The 23,079-nt window shown below is 59.7% G+C and carries 22 protein-coding genes and 1 pseudogene; 12 read left to right on the top strand and 11 right to left on the bottom strand.

From position 1 onward, the window contains the following. Positions 1 to 24 precede the first annotated feature (24 nt). From rph to gltS, 3 genes are all read left to right on the top strand, one after another. Positions 25 to 747 carry a ribonuclease PH gene (gene rph, locus QMK55_RS12595; protein WP_064589819.1) on the top strand — a complete coding sequence of 241 codons (723 nt, stop codon included), beginning with the start codon at positions 25 to 27 and terminating at the stop codon, positions 745 to 747. Between the two features lie 29 nt (positions 748 to 776). Beyond that, positions 777 to 1,145, top strand: a complete 369-nt coding sequence (locus QMK55_RS12590; protein WP_003229492.1) for a DUF4870 domain-containing protein — start codon at positions 777 to 779, stop codon at positions 1,143 to 1,145. 390 nt (positions 1,146 to 1,535) lie between these two features. Next, the gene (gene gltS, locus QMK55_RS12585; protein WP_102356280.1) at positions 1,536 to 2,744 is read left to right on the top strand and encodes a sodium/glutamate symporter; all 1,209 of its coding nucleotides are present in this window, start codon (positions 1,536 to 1,538) and stop codon (positions 2,742 to 2,744) included. Positions 2,745 to 2,823: 79 nt separating this feature from the next. On the opposite strand, the gene QMK55_RS12580 is transcribed toward gltS, so the two are convergent. Continuing rightward, positions 2,824 to 3,603, bottom strand: coding sequence for an exodeoxyribonuclease III (locus tag QMK55_RS12580; RefSeq protein ID WP_007920349.1), 780 nt, complete (start codon positions 3,601 to 3,603; stop codon positions 2,824 to 2,826). Positions 3,604 to 3,685: 82 nt separating this feature from the next. Here QMK55_RS12580 and pyrE point away from each other — a divergent pair, with 82 nt between their 5' ends. Further along, a complete protein-coding gene (gene pyrE, locus QMK55_RS12575; RefSeq protein ID WP_011336558.1) occupies positions 3,686 to 4,330 on the top strand; it encodes an orotate phosphoribosyltransferase in 645 nt (214 codons plus the stop codon). Positions 4,331 to 4,498: 168 nt separating this feature from the next. Here pyrE and QMK55_RS12570 read toward each other — a convergent pair whose 3' ends face one another. The 7 genes and pseudogenes from QMK55_RS12570 to coaBC all read right to left on the bottom strand — a co-directional run bounded on the left by QMK55_RS12570 (position 4,499) and on the right by coaBC (position 10,156). Next, positions 4,499 to 4,882: a hypothetical protein gene (locus QMK55_RS12570; RefSeq protein WP_102356279.1), complete on the bottom strand. Its 384-nt coding sequence runs from the start codon at positions 4,880 to 4,882 to the stop codon at positions 4,499 to 4,501. After that, positions 4,869 to 5,441 carry a hypothetical protein gene (locus tag QMK55_RS12565; RefSeq protein WP_102356278.1) on the bottom strand — a complete coding sequence of 191 codons (573 nt, stop codon included), beginning with the start codon at positions 5,439 to 5,441 and terminating at the stop codon, positions 4,869 to 4,871. The genes QMK55_RS12570 and QMK55_RS12565 overlap by 14 nt, the downstream gene beginning before the upstream one ends. Before the next feature lie 18 nt (positions 5,442 to 5,459). Further along, positions 5,460 to 5,720, bottom strand: a complete 261-nt coding sequence (locus tag QMK55_RS12560) for a hypothetical protein (RefSeq protein WP_102356277.1) — start codon at positions 5,718 to 5,720, stop codon at positions 5,460 to 5,462. A 200-nt stretch (positions 5,721 to 5,920) separates the two neighbouring features. Then, complete coding sequence (gene argB / locus QMK55_RS12555) at positions 5,921 to 6,826, bottom strand: acetylglutamate kinase (RefSeq protein ID WP_003229488.1); 906 nt, start codon at positions 6,824 to 6,826, stop codon at positions 5,921 to 5,923. 17 nt (positions 6,827 to 6,843) lie between these two features. After that, a pseudogene (locus QMK55_RS12550) lies at positions 6,844 to 8,220 on the bottom strand (phosphomannomutase/phosphoglucomutase); the annotation flags it as partial. A gap of 266 nt (positions 8,221 to 8,486) precedes the next feature. After that, positions 8,487 to 8,942: a dUTP diphosphatase gene (gene dut, locus QMK55_RS12545; RefSeq protein WP_047596787.1), complete on the bottom strand. Its 456-nt coding sequence runs from the start codon at positions 8,940 to 8,942 to the stop codon at positions 8,487 to 8,489. Positions 8,943 to 8,947: 5 nt separating this feature from the next. Then, positions 8,948 to 10,156, bottom strand: coding sequence for a bifunctional phosphopantothenoylcysteine decarboxylase/phosphopantothenate--cysteine ligase CoaBC (gene coaBC, locus QMK55_RS12540; RefSeq protein WP_320329279.1), 1,209 nt, complete (start codon positions 10,154 to 10,156; stop codon positions 8,948 to 8,950). Between the two features lie 135 nt (positions 10,157 to 10,291). Between coaBC and radC the strand changes: the two genes are divergently transcribed. After that, positions 10,292 to 10,966 (top strand): RadC family protein, encoded by a 675-nt coding sequence (gene radC, locus QMK55_RS12535; protein ID WP_102356275.1) that lies wholly within the window; start codon positions 10,292 to 10,294, stop codon positions 10,964 to 10,966. Positions 10,967 to 11,100: 134 nt separating this feature from the next. Here the strand turns inward: radC and QMK55_RS12530 are convergent, their stop codons facing one another. Then, positions 11,101 to 12,687 carry an ABC transporter substrate-binding protein gene (locus tag QMK55_RS12530; RefSeq protein ID WP_102356274.1) on the bottom strand — a complete coding sequence of 529 codons (1,587 nt, stop codon included), beginning with the start codon at positions 12,685 to 12,687 and terminating at the stop codon, positions 11,101 to 11,103. A gap of 445 nt (positions 12,688 to 13,132) precedes the next feature. On the opposite strand from QMK55_RS12530, the gene rpmB reads away from it, so the two are divergent. Together rpmB and rpmG are read left to right on the top strand one after the other, a co-directional pair. Further along, positions 13,133 to 13,366, top strand: coding sequence for a 50S ribosomal protein L28 (gene rpmB, locus QMK55_RS12525; protein WP_007920377.1), 234 nt, complete (start codon positions 13,133 to 13,135; stop codon positions 13,364 to 13,366). Between the two features lie 11 nt (positions 13,367 to 13,377). Next, the gene (gene rpmG / locus QMK55_RS12520; RefSeq protein WP_003177274.1) at positions 13,378 to 13,533 is read left to right on the top strand and encodes a 50S ribosomal protein L33; all 156 of its coding nucleotides are present in this window, start codon (positions 13,378 to 13,380) and stop codon (positions 13,531 to 13,533) included. 181 nt (positions 13,534 to 13,714) lie between these two features. Here rpmG and QMK55_RS12515 read toward each other — a convergent pair whose 3' ends face one another. Next, entirely contained in the window at positions 13,715 to 14,077 is a 363-nt protein-coding gene (locus tag QMK55_RS12515) for a cupin domain-containing protein (protein WP_102356273.1), read from the bottom strand. A 234-nt stretch (positions 14,078 to 14,311) separates the two neighbouring features. On the opposite strand from QMK55_RS12515, the gene QMK55_RS12510 reads away from it, so the two are divergent. Both QMK55_RS12510 and QMK55_RS12505 read left to right on the top strand, forming a co-directional pair. Next, positions 14,312 to 15,805, top strand: coding sequence for an aldehyde dehydrogenase (locus tag QMK55_RS12510; RefSeq protein WP_102356272.1), 1,494 nt, complete (start codon positions 14,312 to 14,314; stop codon positions 15,803 to 15,805). Between the two features lie 262 nt (positions 15,806 to 16,067). Continuing rightward, the gene (locus QMK55_RS12505; protein ID WP_102356271.1) at positions 16,068 to 17,213 is read left to right on the top strand and encodes an MFS transporter; all 1,146 of its coding nucleotides are present in this window, start codon (positions 16,068 to 16,070) and stop codon (positions 17,211 to 17,213) included. 120 nt (positions 17,214 to 17,333) lie between these two features. Here the strand turns inward: QMK55_RS12505 and QMK55_RS12500 are convergent, their stop codons facing one another. Continuing rightward, positions 17,334 to 18,902: a phospholipase D family protein gene (locus QMK55_RS12500; protein ID WP_320329278.1), complete on the bottom strand. Its 1,569-nt coding sequence runs from the start codon at positions 18,900 to 18,902 to the stop codon at positions 17,334 to 17,336. A gap of 283 nt (positions 18,903 to 19,185) precedes the next feature. Between QMK55_RS12500 and QMK55_RS12495 the strand changes: the two genes are divergently transcribed. The 3 genes from QMK55_RS12495 to QMK55_RS12485 all read left to right on the top strand — a co-directional run bounded on the left by QMK55_RS12495 (position 19,186) and on the right by QMK55_RS12485 (position 23,073). Beyond that, positions 19,186 to 19,836, top strand: a complete 651-nt coding sequence (locus tag QMK55_RS12495; protein ID WP_320329277.1) for a DUF1120 domain-containing protein — start codon at positions 19,186 to 19,188, stop codon at positions 19,834 to 19,836. A gap of 100 nt (positions 19,837 to 19,936) precedes the next feature. Continuing rightward, positions 19,937 to 20,647 carry a fimbria/pilus chaperone family protein gene (locus tag QMK55_RS12490; protein WP_320329276.1) on the top strand — a complete coding sequence of 237 codons (711 nt, stop codon included), beginning with the start codon at positions 19,937 to 19,939 and terminating at the stop codon, positions 20,645 to 20,647. Beyond that, complete coding sequence (locus tag QMK55_RS12485; RefSeq protein WP_320329275.1) at positions 20,644 to 23,073, top strand: fimbria/pilus outer membrane usher protein; 2,430 nt, start codon at positions 20,644 to 20,646, stop codon at positions 23,071 to 23,073. The genes QMK55_RS12490 and QMK55_RS12485 overlap by 4 nt, the downstream gene beginning before the upstream one ends. The last annotated feature ends 6 nt before the right edge of the window (positions 23,074 to 23,079 follow it).

Below are 23,079 nucleotides of genomic sequence, written 5' to 3'. Positions count from 1 at the left end.
CCGTCCCCAGTACAGGTATTCCCTATGAAACGTCCAAGTGGTCGCGCTGCCGATCAGCTCCGCTCGATCCGCATTACCCGCAACTACACCAAACACGCCGAGGGATCCGTACTGGTCGAATTCGGTGATACCAAAGTCATCTGCACCGTCAGCGTCGAAAACGGCGTGCCGCGTTTCCTCAAAGGCCAGGGCCAAGGCTGGTTGACCGCCGAATACGGCATGCTGCCGCGCGCCACTGGCGAGCGTAACCAGCGTGAAGCCAGCCGTGGCAAGCAGGGCGGCCGTACCCTGGAAATCCAGCGTCTGATCGGCCGTTCCCTGCGTGCCGCGCTGGACATGTCCAAGCTGGGCGACGTGACCCTGTACGTCGACTGCGACGTGATCCAGGCTGACGGCGGCACCCGTACTGCGTCGATCACCGGCGCCATGGTGGCACTGGTCGATGCACTGAAAGTGATCAAGAAGCGCGGCGGCCTGAAAGGCGGCGACCCGCTCAAGCAGATGATCGGCGCGGTATCGGTCGGCATGTATCAGGGCGAACCGGTGCTGGATCTGGACTATCTTGAAGATTCCGCCGCCGAGACCGACCTCAACGTGGTGATGACCAGCACCGGTGGCTTCATCGAGGTCCAGGGAACCGCCGAAGGCGCGCCGTTCCAGCCTGAAGAGCTGAACGCCATGCTGGAACTGGCCAAGAAAGGCATGAACGAAATCTTCGAACTGCAACAAGCGGCACTGGCCGACTGAGCAGGTTCGTAACCCGCAAGGAGGACGCGATGAGTGATGAGCAAGAGTTGCTGCCCAAACCGAGCCAGGAGGTTCGTCAATGGGCGATGTTTTGTCACTTGTCCGCCTTGCTGGGGATCTGGATCCCGTTCGGTAACCTGATCGGGCCGTTGATCCTGTGGCAGATGAAGCGCGAAACCGATCCGTTCATCGATGCCCAGGGCAAGGAAGCGCTGAACTTTCAGATCACCGTGGCGATTGCTGCAGCGATCTGTCTGCTGCTGATGGTGTTGATCATCGGCTTCTTCCTGCTGGGGTTGCTGGCCATCGGCGCGCTGGTGCTGACGATCATTGCCGGGGTGAAGGCGAACGAAGGCTTTCCCTACCGTTATCCGTTCACCTGGCGACTGATCAAATAATGATCAATGCAAGGTCTCCGTGACTCGCAAAGTTTTAATACAAATGCCCTGACTTGTCAGGGCATTTGTGTTTTTGCAACTCGAGTAATTACTCTTTCGTGTAGGAGCAGTTCTATCTGCGACAAACGGTAGTCGATATTTTTTATATATTTAACTCTTACACTTTTAGTCACAACTGCAATGCTTTAACGCGAGCTCAGTCCTTGGCAACAGGACTTGGCGATTGTTAAGGTTGCTCCGCGCCACGTTGCTTCAGAAATATCTCGATATATTCAAGCCATCGAAGGTCCTTGAATTCCAAATCAATCAGTGTTGAGACAATCAGCCGATTCAATAGGCGTGCGCGGGTAAAAAGTGCGCCTGATGAATACATAGCCAAGAATACCCCCAATGATCCAGCTCGATTTTTATGGAACGCTCGTGGCCGCCTCTCTGGTGCTTTTACTGGGGCGCGGACTTATTGCACGAGTCGGTTTTCTGCGTAATTACAATATCCCTGAACCCGTCGCCGGTGGACTCGTGGTTGCGCTGGGTTTATTGATGTTGCGAACTTTTGATATAGAAATCAGATTCGATACTTCACTGCAAACGCCTTTGATGTTGGCATTCTTTGCCACAATCGGTTTGAGCGCAGACTTTGCCAACCTGAAAAAGGGTGGTCGCGTAGTCGGCATATTTCTACTGGCGGTTACCGGGCTTCTAGTGGTTCAGAACGCGTTGGGCATTGGCCTTGCCAAAACGTTGGGTCTTGATCCGTTAATGGGGCTCTTGACGGGGTCGATCACGCTTGCGGGCGGTCACGGTACGGGTGCGGCATGGGGCACGGTATTCAGTGAAAAGTACGGCCTCGCTTCGGCCTCCGAGCTTGCAATTGCGTCGGCGACCTTCGGCCTGGTTCTGGGTGGTTTGATTGGTGGGCCGGTGGCTCGCCTGCTCATCAAGCGTGTTGAGGTGCCGGGTTGCCAGTTTCAAGAAACGCCACGGATGCCAAAGGGTTTTGAGCAGCCGAACAAAGAGCGTTCGATTACGCCCTTTTCGTTTATCGAGACACTGGCTCTGATTGCGGTCAGTTTATTGGCAGGCAATCTTCTGAATGGTTTTCTGCACGGAACCGCATTCGAGTTGCCGACGTTTGTCTGCGTTCTGTTCGTGGGAGTGGTGCTACGTAATGGGCTATCGGCGCTGGGCCTGTATCAGGTATTCGAGCGTGAAGTGTCGGTGCTGGGCAATGTCAGCCTGTCGCTGTTTCTGGCAATTGCCTTGATGTCTCTCAAGCTCTGGGATCTGGCAGCGTTGGCACTGCCGATATTCATCATCCTGGCTGCGCAAACGTTGGTCATGGCGCTGTTTGCGATTTTCGTGACATTCAGAGTGATGGGCAGTAACTACGACGCGGCGGTCCTGGCGGCAGGGCATTGCGGCTTTGGGTTGGGTGCGACACCAACGGCCATCGCCAACATGCAGGCGGTGACGCAGCGTTTCGGGCCTTCGCAGATTGCGTTTCTGGTTGTGCCGATGGTCGGTGCATTCTTCATCGACATCATCAACGTGATCGTCATCAAGCTTTACCTGGCCTTGCCGTTTTTTGTCGCCGTCTGAGGTTTGGGCTGCTTCAGGCACGGCATAAAAAATGCCCGTATCGCGAGATACGGGCATTTTTTTAACGACGAATCGACGCTTAGATGGTCAGCGTCCAGTCGTAGTCGACGATCAGCGGCGCGTGCTGCGAGAACCGAGGCTGACGCGGCAGGCGTGCACTGCGCACGAAGCGCCGCAGGCCCGGGGTCAGGATCTGGTAGTCGAAGCGCCAGCCGAGATTAAGCATCTCGGCCTGTTCGTTGTCCGGCCACCAGCTGTACTGGTCGCCTTCGCGGCTGACTTCACGCAGCGCATCGACATAACCCATGTTGCCGACAATCTCGTCCATCCAGGCGCGTTCTGGCGCCAGGAAGCCCGGGGATTGCTGGCTGTCGCGCCAGTTTTTGATGTCGAGCTTCTGCTGCGCGACGTACAGCGAGCCACAATAAATGTACTCGCGACGTTTGCGCCGCTGTTTGTCCAGGTACTTGCCGAAGTCGTCCATGAGCTTGAACTTCTGGTTCAAGTCCTCATCGCCGTTCATCCCCGAAGGGAGCAGCAAGGTGGCAATACTGACTTTGTCGAAATCTGCTTGCAGGTAGCGCCCGTAGCGGTCGGCCGTCTCGAAACCGAGACCGCTGATGACAGCCTTCGGTTGCAACCGCGAATACAAAGCCACGCCACCTTGGGCAGGGACTTCAGCATCGCAGGCATAAAGGAAGTAGCCGTCCAGTTGGAAGGCTGGGTCATCCAGTTCAAAGGCGGAGGCACGGGTGTCCTGCAGGCAGATGACGTCGGCATTCTGAGCCTGCAGCCAACTGAGCAAACCACGCTCGACTGCAGCCTGAATACCATTGACGTTCACACTGATGATCCGCATAAATGGCCCCAAAAATCGCGTGCGTGTATGATACACGGCGTCAAGCTAATTAGCTAAATCCGTGGTATTTGGGGTTTTTTTCATGCAAGCGTATCAGCGCGATTTCATTCGTTTTGCCATCGATCGCGGCGTTTTGCGCTTCGGTGAGTTCACCCTGAAGTCCGGGCGCACCAGTCCCTACTTCTTCAACGCTGGCCTGTTCAACTCAGGTTCGGCCCTGGCGCAGTTGGGGCGTTTCTACGCTGCTGCCATTGCCGAAAGCGGTATTCCCTTCGACGTGCTGTTTGGCCCAGCCTACAAAGGCATCCCGCTGGCGGCGACCACTGCCGTGGCGCTGGCCGAACACCACAACCGTGACCTGCCTTGGTGCTTCAACCGCAAGGAAGCCAAAGCTCACGGCGAGGGCGGCAGCCTGGTCGGCGCGCCGTTGACCGGCGATGTACTGATCATCGACGACGTGATCACCGCCGGCACCGCGATCCGTGAAGTGATGCAGATCATCGCTTCCCAGGACGGCGCCAAGGCTGCCGGCGTGCTGATCGCCTTGAACCGTCAGGAGCGTGGCAACGGCGAGTTGTCGGCGATCCAGGAAGTCGAACGCGATTTCGGTATTCCGGTGATCAGCATTGTTTCGCTGAATCAGGTACTGGAATTTCTCGCTGACGACCCGCAGCTCAAGCAACACCTGCCCGCTGTAGAAGCCTACCGCGCCCAGTTCGGCGTCTGACTGCGGTCAGCTTTTTGTCGGAGCGGGCTTGCTCGCGAATGCAGATGTTCATTCAGCATTGATGTCGACTGACACGACGCATTCGCGAGCAAGCCCGCTCCCACATGGGATATGCGGTAATAAAAAGACCCCGCTCAGCCAGGCTGTGCGGGGTCTTTTTGTTTTCGGTCAGCGCAGGTTTCGCCATTTTCTGATCAGTTTCAGGGTCAGGCTTGCATTGATCAATGCAAAAGCCAGCAACGCCAGAACCACCATCACATACAGCGTGCGATCAACATCGAAATTCCACAGATCCAGCGTGCTGCTGCGGATAATCCCCAGCGCACTCGGCAGGTTGACGTAAAACAACGCCGTAAAAGCGCACGTCAGCGGCAGAGCACGCCAGTAAAAAGCATCCTTGACCTTCTCTCGACTGCGCCTGCGATTCTGTGGGCCCGACTGGTATTCATCCAGCGCCAACGCTTCACTGAGTGTCGGCCACGCCAGATTGAACAGAAAAGTGGTCAGGGTCAGCAGCAAGCCACTGACCGCGACGATGTCACCGAACGGCATTGAGTCCCAGCGTCGCACACAGTAATGCGTGGCTATCCTCGCTGATCTCGAACTGTCCGGCGCTGCCTTTGCGCTTGGTGATGGGTTTGAAGGTCGGCTCGTTCTGAGTGATCAGCATGTTCAGCTCATCGCGGATCACGTCCGAGCTGATGACCACCAGAAACACGGTTTGCGCGTGTTCGGCCGTCTCGATCACGGCACGCATGCTGTGCTGAAGGATGTCGTCGAGTTGATTGCGAAAGCGCGACACGGTGTTTTTCAGCAGGGTTTTGCTTTGGCTCTGGGTGAGCTGGAAGATCGTCGAAATCTGCGATTCGGTCGGCAGTGTTTGCCCGAAATAGCTTTGAATCAGATAGAGCAAACGATCCTGCTTGGCCTCATCGGCCCGGCTGGGCATGCCGCCTTCGACCAGCATTTTCAGGTATTCGGTCAGGCTGGCCTTGGCGATTCGCTGCAGGGCATGGGTGATTTCCGCGTCGCCTATGCGCAAGGTTTTCTTGACCGGTTCCTTTTGTTCCAGTTCGAAAGCCTCGGCGTCGATCGTGAACGAGATCTGCATGGCTCAATCGCTCCGAAGTCATTTTTTGCGCGAGGGGGTGATGGCTTCGGCTCTTTTGATGCCGGAAGGCTTATCGGTTTTTTGTGGATAAGGATCGTTGCCCGCGTCACCTTGTCCGGTGAGGATCTTCCAGCCGTTCAGGACGTGCGCTGTCTTGCGAAACTGCGGGCAGGGCGGCATCGAGGTTTTGGCTTGATTGGAATACTGATGGCCGCAATCAACGCACTCATAAGTGCCAGGAGAAACATCGCTGCCGTAGGGAACGTAGTCTTTTTGCATGGGTAGATCTCCGTTGGATTAGGGGAAGATCCTAGGGAGATTTGTTCTGAGGGAATGTCGGGCGTTTCTCTGAATGGCGTCGGACGTTTCTTGCTCGCACAAAAAAGATCGCAGGCTTCGTCAGTGCCTACAGGGAATTCATACAAATGAAGTTCCGCTTGGGCGCTGCCGTAGCCTGCGATCTTTTTAGGTTTCAGCGATCAGGGACGCTTGCGATTGCTGATCAGCGTGCCCACACCGGTGTCGGTGAAGATTTCCAGGAGGATCGCGTTCGGCACACGACCGTCGATGATCAGCGAGCTGCCGACACCGCCCTGAACCGCTTCCAGCGCGCAGCGGATCTTCGGCAGCATGCCGCCGTAGATGGTGCCGTCGGCGATCAGGTCGTCGACCTGCTGGGTGCTCAGGCCGGTCAGGACCGTGCCCGACTTGTCCATCAGGCCGGCGATGTTGGTCAGCAGCATCAGCTTTTCGGCTTTCAGCGCTTCGGCAACCTTGCCGGCGACCAGGTCAGCGTTGATGTTGTACGACTCGCCGTTTTCACCGACGCCGATTGGCGCGATCACCGGGATGAAGTTGCCTTTGACCAGCAGGTTCAGCAGTTCGGTGTTGATCCCGACCACTTCGCCCACCTGACCGATGTCGATGATTTCCGGCTGGGTCATCTCCGGGGTCTGGCGGGTGACGGTCAGTTTCTTCGCGCGAATCAGCCCGGCGTCTTTACCGGTCAGACCGATGGCGCTGCCGCCGTGACGGTTGATCAGGTTGACGATGCTTTTGTTGACCTGACCGCCCAAGACCATTTCGACGACGTCCATGGTCGCCGCATCGGTGACGCGCATGCCGTCGACGAAGTGGCTTTCGATCGACAGGCGCTTGAGCAGATCACCGATCTGCGGGCCGCCACCGTGCACGACCACCGGGTTGATGCCCACGGCTTTCATCAAGACGATGTCGCGGGCGAAGCCGGTTTTCAGCTCCTCGCTTTCCATCGCGTTGCCGCCGTATTTGATCACCAGGGTCTTGCCGACATAACGTCGGATGTAAGGCAACGCTTCGGACAGGACCTGGGCGGTATGGGCGGCGGCTTCGCGTTCGAGGGTCATTCAGGGCTCCGGGTGGATCAGAACGGTAGTTGGAGATCAGGTGCAACGCGTTTCAGTTGGGCGTGGAACACGTCTTTGATGCGCTGTAACTCAGCCTCGTCATCGGCCTCGAAGCGCAGCACCAGCACCGGTGTGGTGTTGGACGCGCGCACCAGGCCCCAGCCTTTGGCGTAATCGACTCGCACGCCGTCGATGGTGGTCAGGTCAGCGCCTGCGCCCCACTGTGCGTCGTGCAGTGCATCAATGATGCTGAATTTGCTCTCTTCGGTCACATGGATATTGATTTCCGGTGTAGAAATATCGTTCGGGAAGGTCGCAAACAGCTCTTCCGCGGTGGATTTTTCCTTGCTGAGGATCTCCAGCAGCCGTGCAGCGCTGTAGATGCCATCGTCGAAACCGAACCAGCGCTCCTTGAAGAAGATGTGCCCGCTCATTTCACCGGCCAATAGAGCACCGGATTGTTTCATTTTCTTTTTGATCAACGAATGACCGGTCTTCCACATTAGCGGGCGACCGCCGTACTCCTTGATCAGCGGCACCAGGCGGCGGGTGCATTTGACATCGAAGATGATTTCCGCGTCCGGGTTGCGCGCCACCACGTCGCGGGCGAACAGCATGAGCAGGCGGTCCGGGTAGACGATGCTGCCGGTGTTGGTCACCACGCCGACACGGTCACCGTCGCCATCGAAGGCGAGGCCGATATCGGCGTTGGTTTCCTTGACCTTGGCTATCAGGTCGACGAGGTTTTCAGGCTTGCCCGGGTCCGGGTGATGGTTGGGGAAGTTTCCGTCGACTTCGCAGAACAGCGGGATGACTTCGCAGTTCAATGCTTCGATCAGTTGCGGGGCGATCACGCCGGCTGCGCCGTTGCCGCAGTCGACCACGACTTTCATACGTCGGGCCAGTTTGACGTCCTGAACGATTTCGGTGGTGTAGCGGTCGAGGATCTCGACCTGGGTGACGCTGCCCTGACCGCTGGTCAGGTCATTGGTCTTGATGCGCTCGTGCAGCACCTGGATCTGTTCGTTGGCGAGGGTGTCGCCAGCGATCACGATCTTGAAGCCGTTGTAGTTCGACGGGTTATGGCTGCCGGTGAGCATCACCCCCGACTTGCCGGCCAGCACGTTGGCCGCGTAGTACAGCGCCGGAGTCGGTACCAGGCCAACGTCGCTGACGTGGCAGCCGCTTTCGGCGATACCGCGGATCAGTTCGGCCACCAGCTCCGGGCCGGACAAACGTCCGTCACGGCCGACCGACACGTTCGGTTCACCCTGGGCCAGGCTCTGCGAGCCGATGGCGCGGCCGATCCAGTAAGCGGTTTCGGCATTGAGGAATTCCGGCACGGTGCCGCGAATGTCATAGGCGCGGAAGATGCTGTCGGGCAGCTTCGGGGCGATCTTGGCTGGGGTGCTCATCTGCACAAATGCTCCATCTCGAAAGTGGCGGGACAGACCGACGATTCACTCGGCGGCAGGCTCAAACTGAAGGGTATGACGGCGTTTTCCACGCAGAGTTCGTGGTATGAAAGGGCCATGACGCCTTGTCTGGCGTGGCTTTCGGCCGGCAAAACCTTGATTTTCGGTGCTAAAACCTGCTGCCGATGTAGCGCATTTTTTGTGATGAGAGGATAAATCCCCTCACCACAATGATGTCTATCCGGTTACTTGGTGCCGGTATGGCCGAAGCCGCCCGCGCCGCGTTCGGTTTCAACGAACTCTTCAACCATTTCGAAGTGCGCCTGCACCACCGGTACCAGCACCAGTTGCGCCAGACGTTCGCCGACGGTCATGGTGAAGTCGTTCTGGCCGCGGTTCCAGCAGGACACCATCAGCGGGCCCTGGTAATCGGAGTCGATCAAACCGACGAGGTTGCCCAGCACGATGCCGTGCTTATGGCCCATGCCCGAGCGCGGCAGGATCAGCGCGGCGAGGTTCGGGTCGCCGATGTAGACCGACAGACCGGTAGGGATCAGCACGGTTTCACCCGGCTTGATCACGATGTCCTGTTCCAGCATGGCGCGCAGGTCGAGGCCGGCGGAGCCTGGCGTTGCGTATTGCGGCAGCGGGAATTCAGTACCGATGCGTGGGTCGAGGATCTTGGCTTGCAAAGCGTGCATGTAAATTAAACCTGGTTCAGACGTTCGGCGATAAAAGTGACCAGTTGGCGAGCGATCTTGCTCTTGCTGGTCTGGGCGAAAACCGTGGCGTGTAGCGCACGGTCAATCACGCTGCAGGCGTTTTCTTCGCTGTTGAAACCGATGCTCGGGTTAGCGACGTCGTTGGCGACGATCAAATCGAGATTCTTGTCCTTCAGCTTGCGTGCAGCGTAGTCGAGCAAGTGTTCGGTCTCAGCGGCAAAGCCGACACTGAACGGACGGTCGGGACGGGTCGCGATGGTGGCCAGGATGTCCGGGTTACGCACCATTTGCAGGACGAAGCCGTCGCCGCTCGTAGGATCTTTCTTGAGTTTTTGCGGGGCAACGACTTCCGGACGGTAGTCCGCCACCGCTGCCGAGGCGATGAACACGTCGCACGGGATCGCCGATTCACAGGCCGCGAGCATGTCGCGGGCGCTGACCACATCAATGCGCGTAGCGCGATCCGGCGTCGGCAGGTGCACCGGACCGCTGATCAGCGTGACGCGGGCGCCGGCCTCTACCGCGGCTTCAGCGAGGGCAAAGCCCATTTTTCCGGAGCTGTGGTTGGTGATGTAGCGCACCGGGTCGATGTTTTCCTGGGTCGGGCCGGCGGTGATCACCACGTGTTTACCGGTCAGTGCCTGACGCTGGAAGCAGTCCGCCGCGCATTGCGCCAGATCGGTGGCTTCCATCATGCGGCCCATGCCGACGTCGCCACAGGCCTGGCTGCCTGAGGCCGGGCCGAAAGTCTTCAGGCCACGGCTTTCCAGGAGTTGCAGGTTGGCCTGGGTCGCCGGATCGCGCCACATCGCCTGGTTCATCGCCGGGGCGACGGCCACTACCGCGTCGGTGGCCAGCACCAGGGTGGTCAGCAAATCGTTGGCGATGCCTTGCGCCAGACGCGCGAGCAGGTCGGCGGTGGCCGGGGCGATCAGCACCAGATCGGCCCACTTGGCCAGCTCGATGTGGCCCATCGCGGCTTCGGCGGCCGGGTCGAGCAGGTCGAGGTGCACAGGGTGGCCGGACAGGGCCTGCATGGTCAGCGGGGTGATGAACTCGGCGCCGCCATGGGTCATTACCACGCGCACTTCGGCGCCCTGGTCGATCAGGCGACGAACCAGATCAGCGCTCTTGTAGGCCGCGATGCCGCCGCCGACGCCCAGAACGATGCGTTTCCGATACAGCCGCTGCATAGGTCTGCCTTTCATTTCGTGGGTGACATACGTGGCGAAACCCCCTCCCCAGGGTGAATTCGCCCGCAAAAAAGATGGGCTACGATATCACAGCGACCGCTACGGAACAGCGGCGCCCACAGACAAGGAATGTGTATGAGTATTCGCGATTGGCCTGCGGCGGAACGGCCGCGGGAGAAGCTACTTGAACAGGGCTCGGGAAGCCTTTCCGATGCCGAATTATTGGCGATTTTTCTGCGTACCGGGGTCTCCGGCAAAAGCGCTGTGGATCTGGCGCGACATCTTTTGAGCCAGTTCGGCAGCCTGCGGGTTTTGCTCGAAGCCGATCTTTCGGCATTCAGCGAGCAACTCGGTCTGGGGCCGGCTAAGTACGCCCAGCTGCAAGCGGTGCTGGAGATGGGCCGGCGGCATTTGGCCGAGCGCATGCGCAAGAAACCGGCGCTGGAGAATCCCCAGGTAGTTCGCGATTACCTCAAGGCGATGCTGCGGCATGAGCCACATGAGGTATTTGGATGTCTATTTCTGGACTCCAAGCACCAGGTGCTGAATTTTGAAGCGCTGTTTCGCGGTTCGATCGACAACACCAGCGTCCATCCTCGACAAGTGGTCAAACGCGCGCTGGCGAACAACGCTGCTGCGCTGATCCTGTGTCACAACCATCCATCGGGAAACCCTGAGCCGAGTCAGGCGGACCGGCTGCTGACCAAGCGTCTGCAAAAGGCGCTGGAGCTGATTGATGTGCGGGTTCTGGATCACTTCATCATTGGTGACGGGGAGCCGCTGTCGATGGCAGAGTGTGGCTGGATGTAGCTTTCAAGACCAAACGCTAACCCCTGTGGGAGCGGGCTTGCTCGCGAAGGCGGTGGGTCAGTCGCTAAAAATGTTGGCTGATCCGACGCATTCGCGAGCAAGCCCGCTCCCACAGGGGGGTGTGTTGTAGAGGGTTATTTCAGGTTGACCCTGGAGTAGTCCTGGCGACCGAACGGGCTCACCGAGTAACCCTGCACGTCCTTGCGCGTCAACGCATAAGCGGTCGGGTGCGCCAGCGGCAGCCACAACGCCTGCTGCTGAATCTGCGCCTGTGCCTGCTCATACAGCTTGGTCCGTACACCTTGTTCGCTGGTGGTCTTGCCGGCACTGATCAGCTTGTCCAGATCGGCATTGCAGTACCGCGCGAAGTTGGTGCCTGACTTGATCGCCGCGCAGGAAAACTGTGGCGTGAGGAAGTTGTCCGGATCACCGTTGTCGCCGGCCCAGCCCATGAACAACAGGTCATGCTCGCCGGCCTTGGCGCGGCGAATCAGCTCGCCCCACTCGATCACGCGGATTTCCGCCTGAATACCGATTTCCGCCAGATCCGATTGCAAGAGCTGAGCGCCGAGGCTCGGGTTCGGGTTGAGCAGGCTGCCGGACGGGCGGGTCCAGATGGTGGTCTGAAACCCGTCCTTGAGTCCGGCCTTGGCCATCAACGCCTTGGCTTTTGCCACGTCGTGTGGATAGCCCGGCAGGTTCTTTGCGTAGCTCCAGGTGTTCGGCGGGTAAGGGCCATTGGCCGGTTCTGCGGTATTTTCGAACACGGCTTTGACGTAGTTGGCCTTGTCGAAGGCAAGGTTGATCGCCTGGCGCACTTCCGGTTTGTCCAGCGGTGGGTGCTGGCTGTTGATGCCGACGAAGGCGGTCATGAAGGCGTCAGTCTTTTCCACTTTCAGCGTCGGCTCTTGCTGTGCTGCTTGCACATCCAGCGGTTTCGGCGAGAGGGCGATCTGGCACTCGTTGCGCCGCAGCTTTTGCAGGCGCACGTTGGCGTCCGGGGTGATGGCGAAGATCAGCGGGTCGACCGCCGGCTTGCCGCCAAAGTAGTCCGGGTTGGCCTTGTAACGAACCGAGGCGTCTTTCTGGAAGCGCGTGAAGACGAACGGACCGGTGCCGATCGGCTGGCTGTTGAGTTTGTCAGTCGCGTCGGCCTTGAGCAGCTTGTCGGCGTATTCGGCGGAATAAATGGAAGCGAAGCCCATGCTCAGGGTCGCCAGGAACGTCGAATCCGGATGGTCGAGGGTAAAGCGCACGGTCAGCGGGTCGAGTGCGTCGATTTTCTTGATCAGTGCCGGCAACTGCATGGACTGGGCGTGCGGGAAGCCGCTTTGCGCCACCTTGTGCCAAGGGTTGGCCGGGTCGAGCATGCGGTCGAAGCTGAACTTGACGTCTTCGGCGCTCAGGGTGCGGGTCGGCTTGAAATAGTCAGTGCTGTGAAACTTCACCTGCGGGTGCAGCTTGAACACATAAGTCAGGCCGTCGGTGCTGACTTCCCAGCTATCGGCCAGGCTTGGCACGACTTTGCCGCTGGCGGTGTCGAACTCCACCAGACTGTTCATCAGCACGTCGGCCGAAGCGTTGGTGGTGGTCAGTGAGTTGTATTGCACCACATCGAACCCTTCAGGGCTGGCCTCGGTGCAGACGCTCAGGGCGGCAGCCTGGGCCAGGGGGCTCAGCAGAAGCGGAGCGAGCAACAGGGGTAGGGCAGCGAGGCGCATGGTCGGCTTCCTTTACAGATCGAAGGCCATCTGCAGGTGCAGTCTGGAAAAGGGTTACCCTAGAGGGCGGGATTGCAAATGACTATCCCCTTTTTGCATTTTTGGGGCAGGGCAGGGGCTTTTTTCAGACCGCGGTGCGTGGCGAAAAGTCGGAAACACCCTTGAGAGCGGTTTTCTTCGACGAGTGGTCAAAACTCGCGGCAGCCTTTATCCAAAGCCCCTGCAGCCGGAAAATGTGCCTTTTTACCGGTTGATTGCACATCCATTGTTGTTGCACCCCGGTCTTTCTGGTATAAAGCAGCGCTCTTTTCTAGGGGCCCGGTTCCTTCACTGTAGGTGTAGCCGGTAAGACCTCTAAAGAAACGCGGCGCCTGGCGCCAAATGACTGAGAGATTAAGCGGCCAACCCATGCCGGGTTGGGCATGTGGTTTTAGAGGGCTGAGGCATGTCGAGAGTATGTCAAGTTACCGGTAAGGGTCCGGTAACCGGGAATAACATTTCCCACGCAAACAACAAAACCCGTCGTCGTTTCCTGCCGAACCTGCAGCATCACCGCTTCTGGGTTGAAGAAGAGAAACGTTTTGTGCGTCTGCGCGTATCTGCCAAAGGCATGCGTATCATCGACAAGCGTGGCATCACTGTCGTGCTCGCCGAACTTCGCCGCGATGGCAAGATTTAAGGGAGCTAATCATGCGTGAATTGATTCGTTTGATCTCGAGCGCCGGTACTGGTCACTTCTACACTACCGACAAGAACAAGCGTACTACCCCGGACAAAATCGAGATCAAGAAATATGATCCGGTTGTTCGCAAGCACGTGATCTACAAGGAAGGCAAAATCAAGTAATTGATTTTTCCCGACTTACGAAAAAGGCCCGTATCTCACGATACGGGCCTTTTTTGTTGCCTTGGATTTCTGTGCTGTCCGGTCGGGCCCCTTCGCGAGCAAGCTCACTCCTACCGTGGAATGCGCTCATCTGTAGGAGTGAGCCTGCTCGCGATAGGGCCGGATCAGCCAGCGAAAATCCTCAAGCCTCCTGTTCAAAGATCACATAGACCTTGCGGCAAGCCTCCAGCACTTCCCAGGTGCCACGGAACCCTGCCGGAATCACAAAGCGGTCGCCAACACGCAAGGTCTTGGCATTGCCATCGCTGTCACGCAGCACCGAGACCCCCTGCAGAATTTCGCAATATTCATGCTCGGTGTAATTCACTGTCCATTGACCAACCGCGCCTTCCCACACGCCAACGCCCATTTGCCCACAAGGGCTTTCGTATTGATGGAACACCGCTTGTTCAGGGTCACCTTTGAGCACTTTGGCCGGGTCCGGGCGATAGCGTTCGGCTTCGCTGCTGGTCAGGCTGATGTCGACGACGTTCTGGATGTTCATTGTTGTTTTCTCCCGTGATGACGGCGCGTTGGCTTGAAAGGGCCAAAGTCTATGTTTATTAAAATGAACACCGCAAGGCCGTATGGCGCGCTTATGTCAAATATATTGAAACAACCCCGGTCGCTGGTTTAGGGTGGCGGGTGCCTTGGGCCGAAAAGCAGGCTGGCCAGGCAGCATTCCTGAAGACGACCGCGAACAACGCGGCGCTCTATTCAACAAGAGGAGGACACTCGAATGACCACCCTGACTCGTGCCGATTGGGAACAACGCGCCCGCGACCTGAAGATCGAAGGCCGCGCCTACCTCAATGGCGAATACACCGACGCCGTCTCCGGCGAAACCTTCGAGTGCATCAGCCCGGTCGATGGCCGTCTGCTGGGCAAGATTGCCAGCTGTGATGCCGCCGACGCCCAGCGCGCCGTGGAAAACGCCCGCGCCACGTTCAATTCCGGTGTCTGGTCGCGCCTGGCGCCGACCAAGCGCAAAGCCACCATGATCCGTTTCGCCGGCCTGCTCAAGCAGCACGCCGAGGAGTTGGCGCTGCTCGAAACCCTCGACATGGGCAAGCCGATCAGTGACTCGCTGTACATCGACGTGCCGGGCGCGGCGCAAGCGCTGAGCTGGAGCGGCGAGGCAATCGACAAGATCTACGACGAAGTCGCCGCCACGCCGCACGATCAACTGGGTCTGGTGACCCGCGAACCGGTCGGCGTTGTCGGCGCCATCGTGCCGTGGAACTTCCCGCTGATGATGGCCTGCTGGAAATTGGGGCCTGCGCTGTCCACCGGTAACTCGGTGATCCTCAAGCCATCGGAAAAATCCCCGCTGACTGCCATCCGCATCGCCGCGCTGGCCGTTGAAGCCGGTATTCCAAAAGGCGTGCTCAACGTGCTGCCGGGTTACGGCCACACCGTTGGCAAGGCGCTGGCCCTGCACAACGACGTCGACACCCTGGTGTTTACCGGCTCGACCAAGATCGCCAAGCAACTGATGATCTACGCCGGCGAATCGAACATGAAACGCGTGTGGCTGGAAGCCGGTGGCAAGAGCCCGAACATCGTGTTTGCCGATGCGCCGGACCTGCAAGCCGCTGCCGAGTCCGCCGCCAGTGCCATCGCCTTCAACCAGGGCGAAGTCTGCACCGCCGGTTCGCGTCTGCTGGTCGAGCGTTCGATCAAGGACAAATTCCTGCCGATGGTGATCGAGGCGCTGAAAGCCTGGAAGCCGGGCAACCCGCTGGATCCGGCGACCAACGTCGGTGCACTGGTGGATACGCAGCAGATGAATACCGTGCTGTCGTACATCGAATCCGGCCATACCGACGGCGCCAAACTGGTGGCCGGCGGCAAGCGCATCCTGCAGGAAACCGGTGGCACTTACGTTGAGCCAACGATTTTCGACGGCGTGAGCAACGCGATGAAGATCGCCCAGGAAGAGATCTTCGGCCCGGTGCTGTCGGTCATTGCGTTCGACACTGCCGAAGAAGCGATCCAGATCGCCAACGACACGCCGTATGGCCTGGCCGCTGCGGTATGGACCCAGGACATTTCCAAGGCGCACCTGACCGCCAAGGCACTGCGCGCCGGCAGCGTGTGGGTCAACCAGTACGACGGTGGCGACATGACCGCGCCATTCGGCGGCTTCAAGCAATCGGGCAACGGTCGCGACAAGTCGCTGCACGCGTTCGACAAGTACACCGAGCTGAAGGCGACGTGGATCAAGCTGTAAGCCGTTGAAGGGAGCCTGGCTCGTTCAGGCTCCCGAACCATACAGAGATCCCTGTGGGAGCAAGTCTCTGTGGTGAGGGGATTTATCCCCGATGGGCAGCGCAGCGGCCCCAGAACCGGACAATGCGGATTTGCAGATACACCGCATGTACAGGTTTTGCGACTGCTGCGCAGCCGATCGGGGATAAATCCCCTCACCACAAAGGTTTGCTCCCACATTTGGTTTTGTGGTGCACAGAAGAATATCCACAGGAGCGTGGACCATGCGTTGGGCGACGTATTTCGCCGTGTTGGCGTCTGTCTTGAGTGTCGGTCTGGCCCTGGGGGTCAGCATGCCGCTGGTGTCGTTGCGCCTGGAGGGCTGGGGTTACGGTTCTTTCGCCATCGGTGTGATGGCGGCGATGCCGGCGATTGGCGTGTTGCTGGGGGCGAAGATTTCCAGCCATCTGGCGGCGCGTTTCGGCACGGCCAACCTCATGCGTCTATGCCTGTGGGCCGGGGCGCTATCGATCGGCCTGCTGGCGCTGTTGCCGAGTTATCCGGTCTGGCTGGTGCTGCGTCTGATGATCGGGGTGATCCTGACCATCGTGTTCATCCTCGGCGAGAGCTGGATCAACCAACTGGTGGTGGAGAACTGGCGCGGGCGGCTGGTCGCTCTGTATGGCAGCAGTTACGCGTTGAGCCAACTGTCTGGTCCGTTGCTGCTGGGCGCGCTCGGCACTGAGCACGATTATGGGTTCTGGGTCGGGGTCGCTCTGCTGACCGTCTCGCCTTTTCTGTTGATGGGCCGCAGCGGTGCGCCGAGCAGTGAAGCCAGCAGCGTGACCTTTGGCGATCTATGGGGTTTTGCTCGCGAGTTGCCAGCGATTGCCTGGGCGGTTTCGTTGTTCGCCGCGTTCGAAGCGATGATCCTGACGTTGCTGCCGGTGTATTGCCTGCAGCAGGGCTTCACCGCCGAGATCGCGTTGGCGATGGTCAGCACCGTGGTGGTGGGCGATGCGCTGCTGCAACTGCCGATCGGTGCGTTGGCGGACTACCTGTCGCGGCGCACATTGTTCACCGGCTGCGCCGTGATCCTGATGCTGTCGAGCCTGGCGATTCCAATGCTGATCGATACGCTGCTGATCTGGCCGTTGTGGGTATTGTTCGGTGCCAGCGCCGGCGGGTTGTTCACCTTGTCACTGATCCTGATCGGCGAGCGTTATCGCGACGATGCGCTGGTGCGAGCCAATGCGCACATTGCGCAGTTGTGGGGTGTGGGGTGTCTGATCGGGCCTTTGATGGCAGGGGCGGGCAGTCAGTGGATCAACGGGCATGCGTTGCCGTTGTTGATGGCGGTCGGGGCATTCGGGTTGGTGATTTTGCTGATGCGCCAAGGTGCATTCGGTACCGAGCCACAGCCTGCTTGAATACTTCCCTGTGGGAGCGGGCTTGCTCGCGAAAGCGGTGTGTCAGTCAGCACATTAGTTGAATGTGAAACCGCATTCGCGAGCAAGCCCGCTCCCACAAGGGACCGCACACAAATGCGATTACAGCATCCGCTCAAGGCCGACTGAGGTACTGAGCCACGCATTGAAGCGCCGCCACCAGCTCCCCGGTTCCTTGGTCAGCGTGTGTCGCTGGCCGTTGTCCTCGGTCACCCAGACGATCTTGCCATCCTGCAGTTGCGCCTGATAACTCAGCGCTGGCGCCATGCCTTGCAGGGCCAGTTCGCGCACGTGCTCGGCCAGTTCCGGGCTGTCGACCAGGACCCCGACTTCGGTGTTCCACAGCACCGAACGCGGGTCGAAGTTGAACGAGCCGATAAACGCTTTCTGCCGGTCGAAAATCATCGCCTTGCTGTGCAGGCTGGAATCCGAACCTCGAAACGACTTGCTGTAAAACAGGTGTGGCCCGCTGCCGTTGTTATCCCCAGGCTGCCGGCGCAGTTCATACAGCTTCACCCCATGCTCCAGCAGCGCCTTGCGGTACGGCGCATAACCGCCGTGCACCGCCGGCACATCGGTGGCTTCCAGGGAATTGGTCAGCAGGCTCACCGAGACTCCGACGTTGGCGCGTCCGGTCAGGTACACCAACCCTGGCTGGCCCGGCACGAAGTACGCCGAGATCATGATCAGTTCTTTGCTGACACCCCTCAGCTCTGGCGCCAGTTGCGTGGTCAGCAGCAATTGCGGATCCGGCTCGTCCTTGGCCAGCACCTTGCTCGGCGCGTCCCACAGCGCCTGATTCCACGCCCAGATCAGCTCCTTGCGCCAGATGTCCATGCGCGGCTCGGTGGTGAAGGTCATCAGCTGCTGATAGAGCGCGTGATTCTGTTTGCGCGTGTCTTCCAGCGATTCTTCCAGGCGCGTACGGGTGTTCTGCAAATCCCGGGCTGAGGGTTTGCTGGAGAGGAATTCGTCGATCGGTTTGCTCAGGGCGCTGTTCCAGTATTGGTCGAAACTGTGCCCGAGCTGCTCGGCCACCGGGCCGACACTGAGCATGTCGATGTCGGTGAAATTCAGGTTCGGCTCGGCATCGAAATACTCATCGCCCAGATTGCGCCCGCCGACGATGGCCGCACTGTTGTCCGCCAGCCACAACTTGTTATGCATGCGCCGATGCTGCAACGACAGGTTGAACAGACGTCCTGCTGCGCGCGTTACGCCGGTGCTGCGCCCCAGATGCAGAGGGTTGAACAGCCTGATCTGGATCTGTGGATGCGCGGCCAGGGTGGCGATGATCTGATCGAGGCCGTCGCTGGTGGTGTCGTCGAGCAGGATGCGCACGCGCACGCCACGGTCGGCCGCCTTGAGCACTTCTTCCACCAGCATGCGCGTGCTGATGCCGTCGTGAACGATGTAGTACTGCAAGTCGAGGCTGACCTGCGCATTACGGATCAGCTCGGCGCGAGCGGTGAAAGACTCGGTGCTGTTGGACAGCAGGCGAAAGCCGGAACGGCCCTGATGGGGTGCAGCCTGGGCCTGGATTGAGCGGCCGAAGCTGGAGCTGGACGCCGGCAAGGCCTGGCTCGGTTCGCGCGGCACATCGAGCGTGGCACAGCCATTCAAGAGCAAGGCGAGCAGCGCTGCAGCGATCAGTTTTTGTCCGGGAATCACGTGGCGGTCTCGGGTCGTGACGGAGGGCGAAGTATGGCATGGGCATCGCTGCCCTGAATTCAATCGATGGGTGCTGCAAGGCAGCAGCACGCAATGTTTTGTCATCGAGAAGTAGGAAATAGTTTCTTGGCAGCGATTGCCTATGAATCAGGTCGATTTTTCCCCGTCCAGGCGATGTTTTCTCCTACAGATTTATCCTCCAAAAGCCGCAATTATTCGCCCGCTTACTTACGTGTGAAGTCAGTAGGAAGCTTTTTTGTTAATGACATGGAAGATACGGCTTATGAAAAATACCCACCGGCTCGTCGTCCTCGCTGCGGCCTTGCTACCCTCGCTGGCGCTGGCGGAGAGCGTTGACCTGAGCGTCATCGGCACCATCATTCCGACCTCCTGCATCCCGGCCTTTGCCGGGGGCGGAACGGTAGACTTGCGCAAGATTTCCGCGTCCACGCTTAACGCCACCACGCAAACGTTGCTGCCGGAACGAGACATCTCGCTGCACATCAATTGCGACGCCCCGGCTCCGGTTGAAGTGTCGGTTCGCGATAACCGTGCAGCGACCAAATTGCCGGGTATCAGCGACGGCGCCGGTCAAAGTGATCCGGTGTTGTTCTTCGGTCTTGGCGCCATCGATGGCACGCGGATCGGTGGATTTGCCCTGCGCCATGGCACGCCGGAGACTGACGGAACAAGTCGCGCACTGCTGACCCGCACGCTCGCAGCGCCAGCATGGGGCGTGCCGTCCAGCTCCTTGGTGAGCAATGCCCCGGCGCTGTATTCCTGGGGTGTCAATGCCGCGACAGGGCCTGTTGCCGCTCGGCATCACGGCTTCCCGATGAGCTTGCTGCCGATCATTGGCGCGAGTAACAACTTGCCGATCGCCAACGAGATCCCGCTCGATGGCTCGGTGACCTTCGACATGTTCTACCTCTGACCGTCGAGCCCGGCGGCCACCAGGTTGCCGGGCTTTTCCTCCCGACAGGAACACGCCGGCAGCGCCGGAAACGTGGCCTGGAATTTTCCGGTATTGACCGATGCCCCTTTCATTCAATCCTGCTTTGAAGCAGGTTTCCCTGTGGCTATTCGCCGGCCTTTCGATGTCACTTGCGCAAGGCGCCGGCATGGTTCCGCAAACGCCGGTATTGGTCGTCGAGCAGAGCCTCGGCGAAGCCATCATGAACGTGCGCAATACCGATGCTCATCCCGCGCTCCTGTACACCACCGTCGAAAACACCGAAGCGGACGATGAGGTCCTGCTGGTTTTCACTCCCCCGGTTGCGCGTGTCGAGGCTGGCCAGATTCAACAGGTTAGGTTCATTCTGCAGAGCGCTCAGCCCTTGCAGACCGAACGTTTGAAGCGGGTCATCTTCGAAGGGATCAATCCGGTTGCGGCCGCAGGTGGCGCGCGCGTCAGTCTCGGCGTGCGGCAGAACTTGCCGGTGATCCTGCGTCCGGCCGGATTGCCCGTCGAGCGTGAGCCGTGGAAGCGCCTCGCCTGGACCGTCACGCTGGATGGCTTGCACGTGCACAACCCCAGTCCTTACGTCGTGCGGCTCGGCAAAGCGCTTACACCGTTGCCTGGCTCACGCCCGGTCGAACTGCCGCGCACCTACATTCTGCCGGGCGAGCGACTGCAGCTTGATTTGCCTTTGAGTACGCTGGCACAGGTGTCGTCGGTGCGGATATTCCCGGCGACGACATACGGTTTTGCTGTCGACCATTACGATGCCCCGGTGACACGTTGAACTGGATCTGCATCGCCGCGTCGTTGCTGGCGTTGGGTAACTGCGGATGGCGCGTGGCGCTGGCGGCAGAGCCGCTGACGTTCGACATTCAAGTGCTCAGGGATCGCGGGATCGATCCGGCCTTGGCGGAGTATTTTCGTGATGCTCCGCGCTTCACCCAAGGCGCGCACGCCGTCGTGCTTGAAGTCAACGGACAGCCCAAGGGCCGTGTGCCGATGACATTCAACGATGTCGGCGAGTTGTGTCTGGGCACGCAATGGTTGAAGTCAGCCGGAGTTCTACTGCCCGCGTCTGTGCCGCTGCCGCCGGGGCAGTGTGTGACGGCTGCGCAGGGTTTTCCCGCGGCCATCGTGGAGTTGAACCCAGGCAGTCAGCAGGTCCGGTTGCTGGTGCCTACCGATACGCTGACTGAGCCTGCGCGGGCGCAGCGCAGCTTTGCCAATGGTGGCGTGGCCGGTGTGTTCAATTACGATCTGTTGATGGCCGGCAGCCAACTCGACGGGCAGACCAGCAGCTATCGCAGCTTCAGCTCGGAAGCCGGATTGAATGCCGGTGACTGGGTGTTGCGCAGTCGCCAGTCTTTCACGGCATTGCCCGAAAGCTCGCGGTTCGAGCATCTCTATGCCTACGCGATGCACACGCTGGAAGATCATGATGCGAGCGTTCAGCTCGGTCAGCTCAACCTGGCATCGTCGCTGTTTGCCGGTGAGTCGTTCACTGGCGTACAGGTTTTTCCTGAAGCGGCCTTCGCCCGACTCGATGCCGCCCGCAACGGCGCCCGTGGCCAGGTGGAGGGAGTGGCTTACTCGCCATCGCGTATCGAAGTCCGCCAGAACGGCGTGACGATCTACACGACGATGGTGCCTGGCGGGCCTTTTACCTTGCGCGCGCTGCCGTTGCTGAGCAATCAGCTCGATCTTGAGGTCGCGGTGCATGAGCAAGATGGTCAGGAGCGACGTTTTCGGGTGCCGGCGGCGAATCTGCAAGAGGCGCAGTCTGACGCCCCCGTGGGTTTCAATCTGGCGCTGGGCCGGGTCCGTCGACTGTCTGCGGATAACCGTGAGGCTCCGACATTCGCGGCGTTCAGCCAAGACTGGGAAATGCGCCGAGGCCTGCGTGCAACCGCCGGTGCGCTCGCGGGCAGCGCGTACTTGTCGGCCGGTTGGGGGCTGCAACAACAGTGGGCGGGGCCGATTACGCTGGGGCTGCGCCAAGTGGTGTCCGAACAGCGCGCGGCAGGGCTTGCGGGCGATCAATGGCAGCTGACATTCAGTGCGCCATTGGCGGCCAATCTCTCGGCGAGCCTGGTCGCGGTGCGCCAGAGCCGGGACTTTCGCACCTTGTCCGATACCGACTGGAATCAACGCCGGCATCAGGCCGAGTCACGCAAACGCGATCACTGGGTGTTTTCGCTCAATGGCGCCACCGATGACTGGGGCGCATTTGGCGCAAGCTGGTCACGTTATTCGAGTATGGACGAAGCACCAGTGTCGCAATTGGGGTTGTCCTGGTCGCTGACATTGCCGCAGCGCGTCAGCTTGTCACTGAGCGTTGAGCGAGGCATCGGTGGTGCCGAGGAATATCGTCCGGGCCGCGCAGCTTACCTGACCGTGGGTATTCCGCTGGGCGGGCAAGGCCGGTTGCGCGGGTATGTGCGCAGTGACGAACGCTCGGGCATGCGCCAAGGGCTGGCCGTCAGCGCTGCAGTCAGCGAAACCCTGGCCTACACCGTCAATGCCGAGCACCGGGATAACACACCGGCGGCATTGGCTGCCCGAATCAATGCGTTGCCACGCTATACCAGCCTGGATGTCGGGCTCGGGCAGCGCGCGGGTGCGACGGAATATGATCTGGGCTTGCGCGGCGGCGTGTTGCTGCACCGTGATGGCGTCACGCTGTCACCCTATGCGCTGCGTGACACGCTGGGGGTGCTGAAGGCTGGTGAGCGTTCCGGGGTGCGGCTGCAAACGCCACAAGGCCCGGTCTGGACGGATGGCGCGGGGCGTGCGGTGGCGGCGAACCTGCCAGCCTATTCTCTGGCGCGGCTTGAGGTCGACCCACTGGGCCTGCCGCGTCATGTCGAAGTGCTCAATGGCGTGCAGGAGGTGACGGCCGGACGGGGTTCGGTGCAGCACCTGGATTTTTCCCTGATTACCGTCCGGCGTCTGTTGCTCAAGGCTCGCTCGCAGGATCGGCAATGGTTGCCCAGAGGCTTGAGCGTGCTGGATGAACAGGGCCAGTATCTGACCTCCGTGATGGAGGCCGGGGCGATTTTTTTGCCGGACATCAAGCCTGCGCAGGTGTTGCGCGTGAGGTTGTCCGACAGCAGCCACTGCATCTTGCATTTCCCCCTGAGCGATTTGCCCGACGACGCCACGCAAATGGAAACCGTTGAGGCGATCTGCCGCCCTGCCATCCTGTCCTGATCGAGT

This window comes from Pseudomonas sp. P8_229 (assembly GCF_034008635.1).
GTDB lineage: Bacteria > Pseudomonadota > Gammaproteobacteria > Pseudomonadales > Pseudomonadaceae > Aquipseudomonas.
This window is presented reverse-complemented; position numbering and strand designations above follow the sequence as displayed.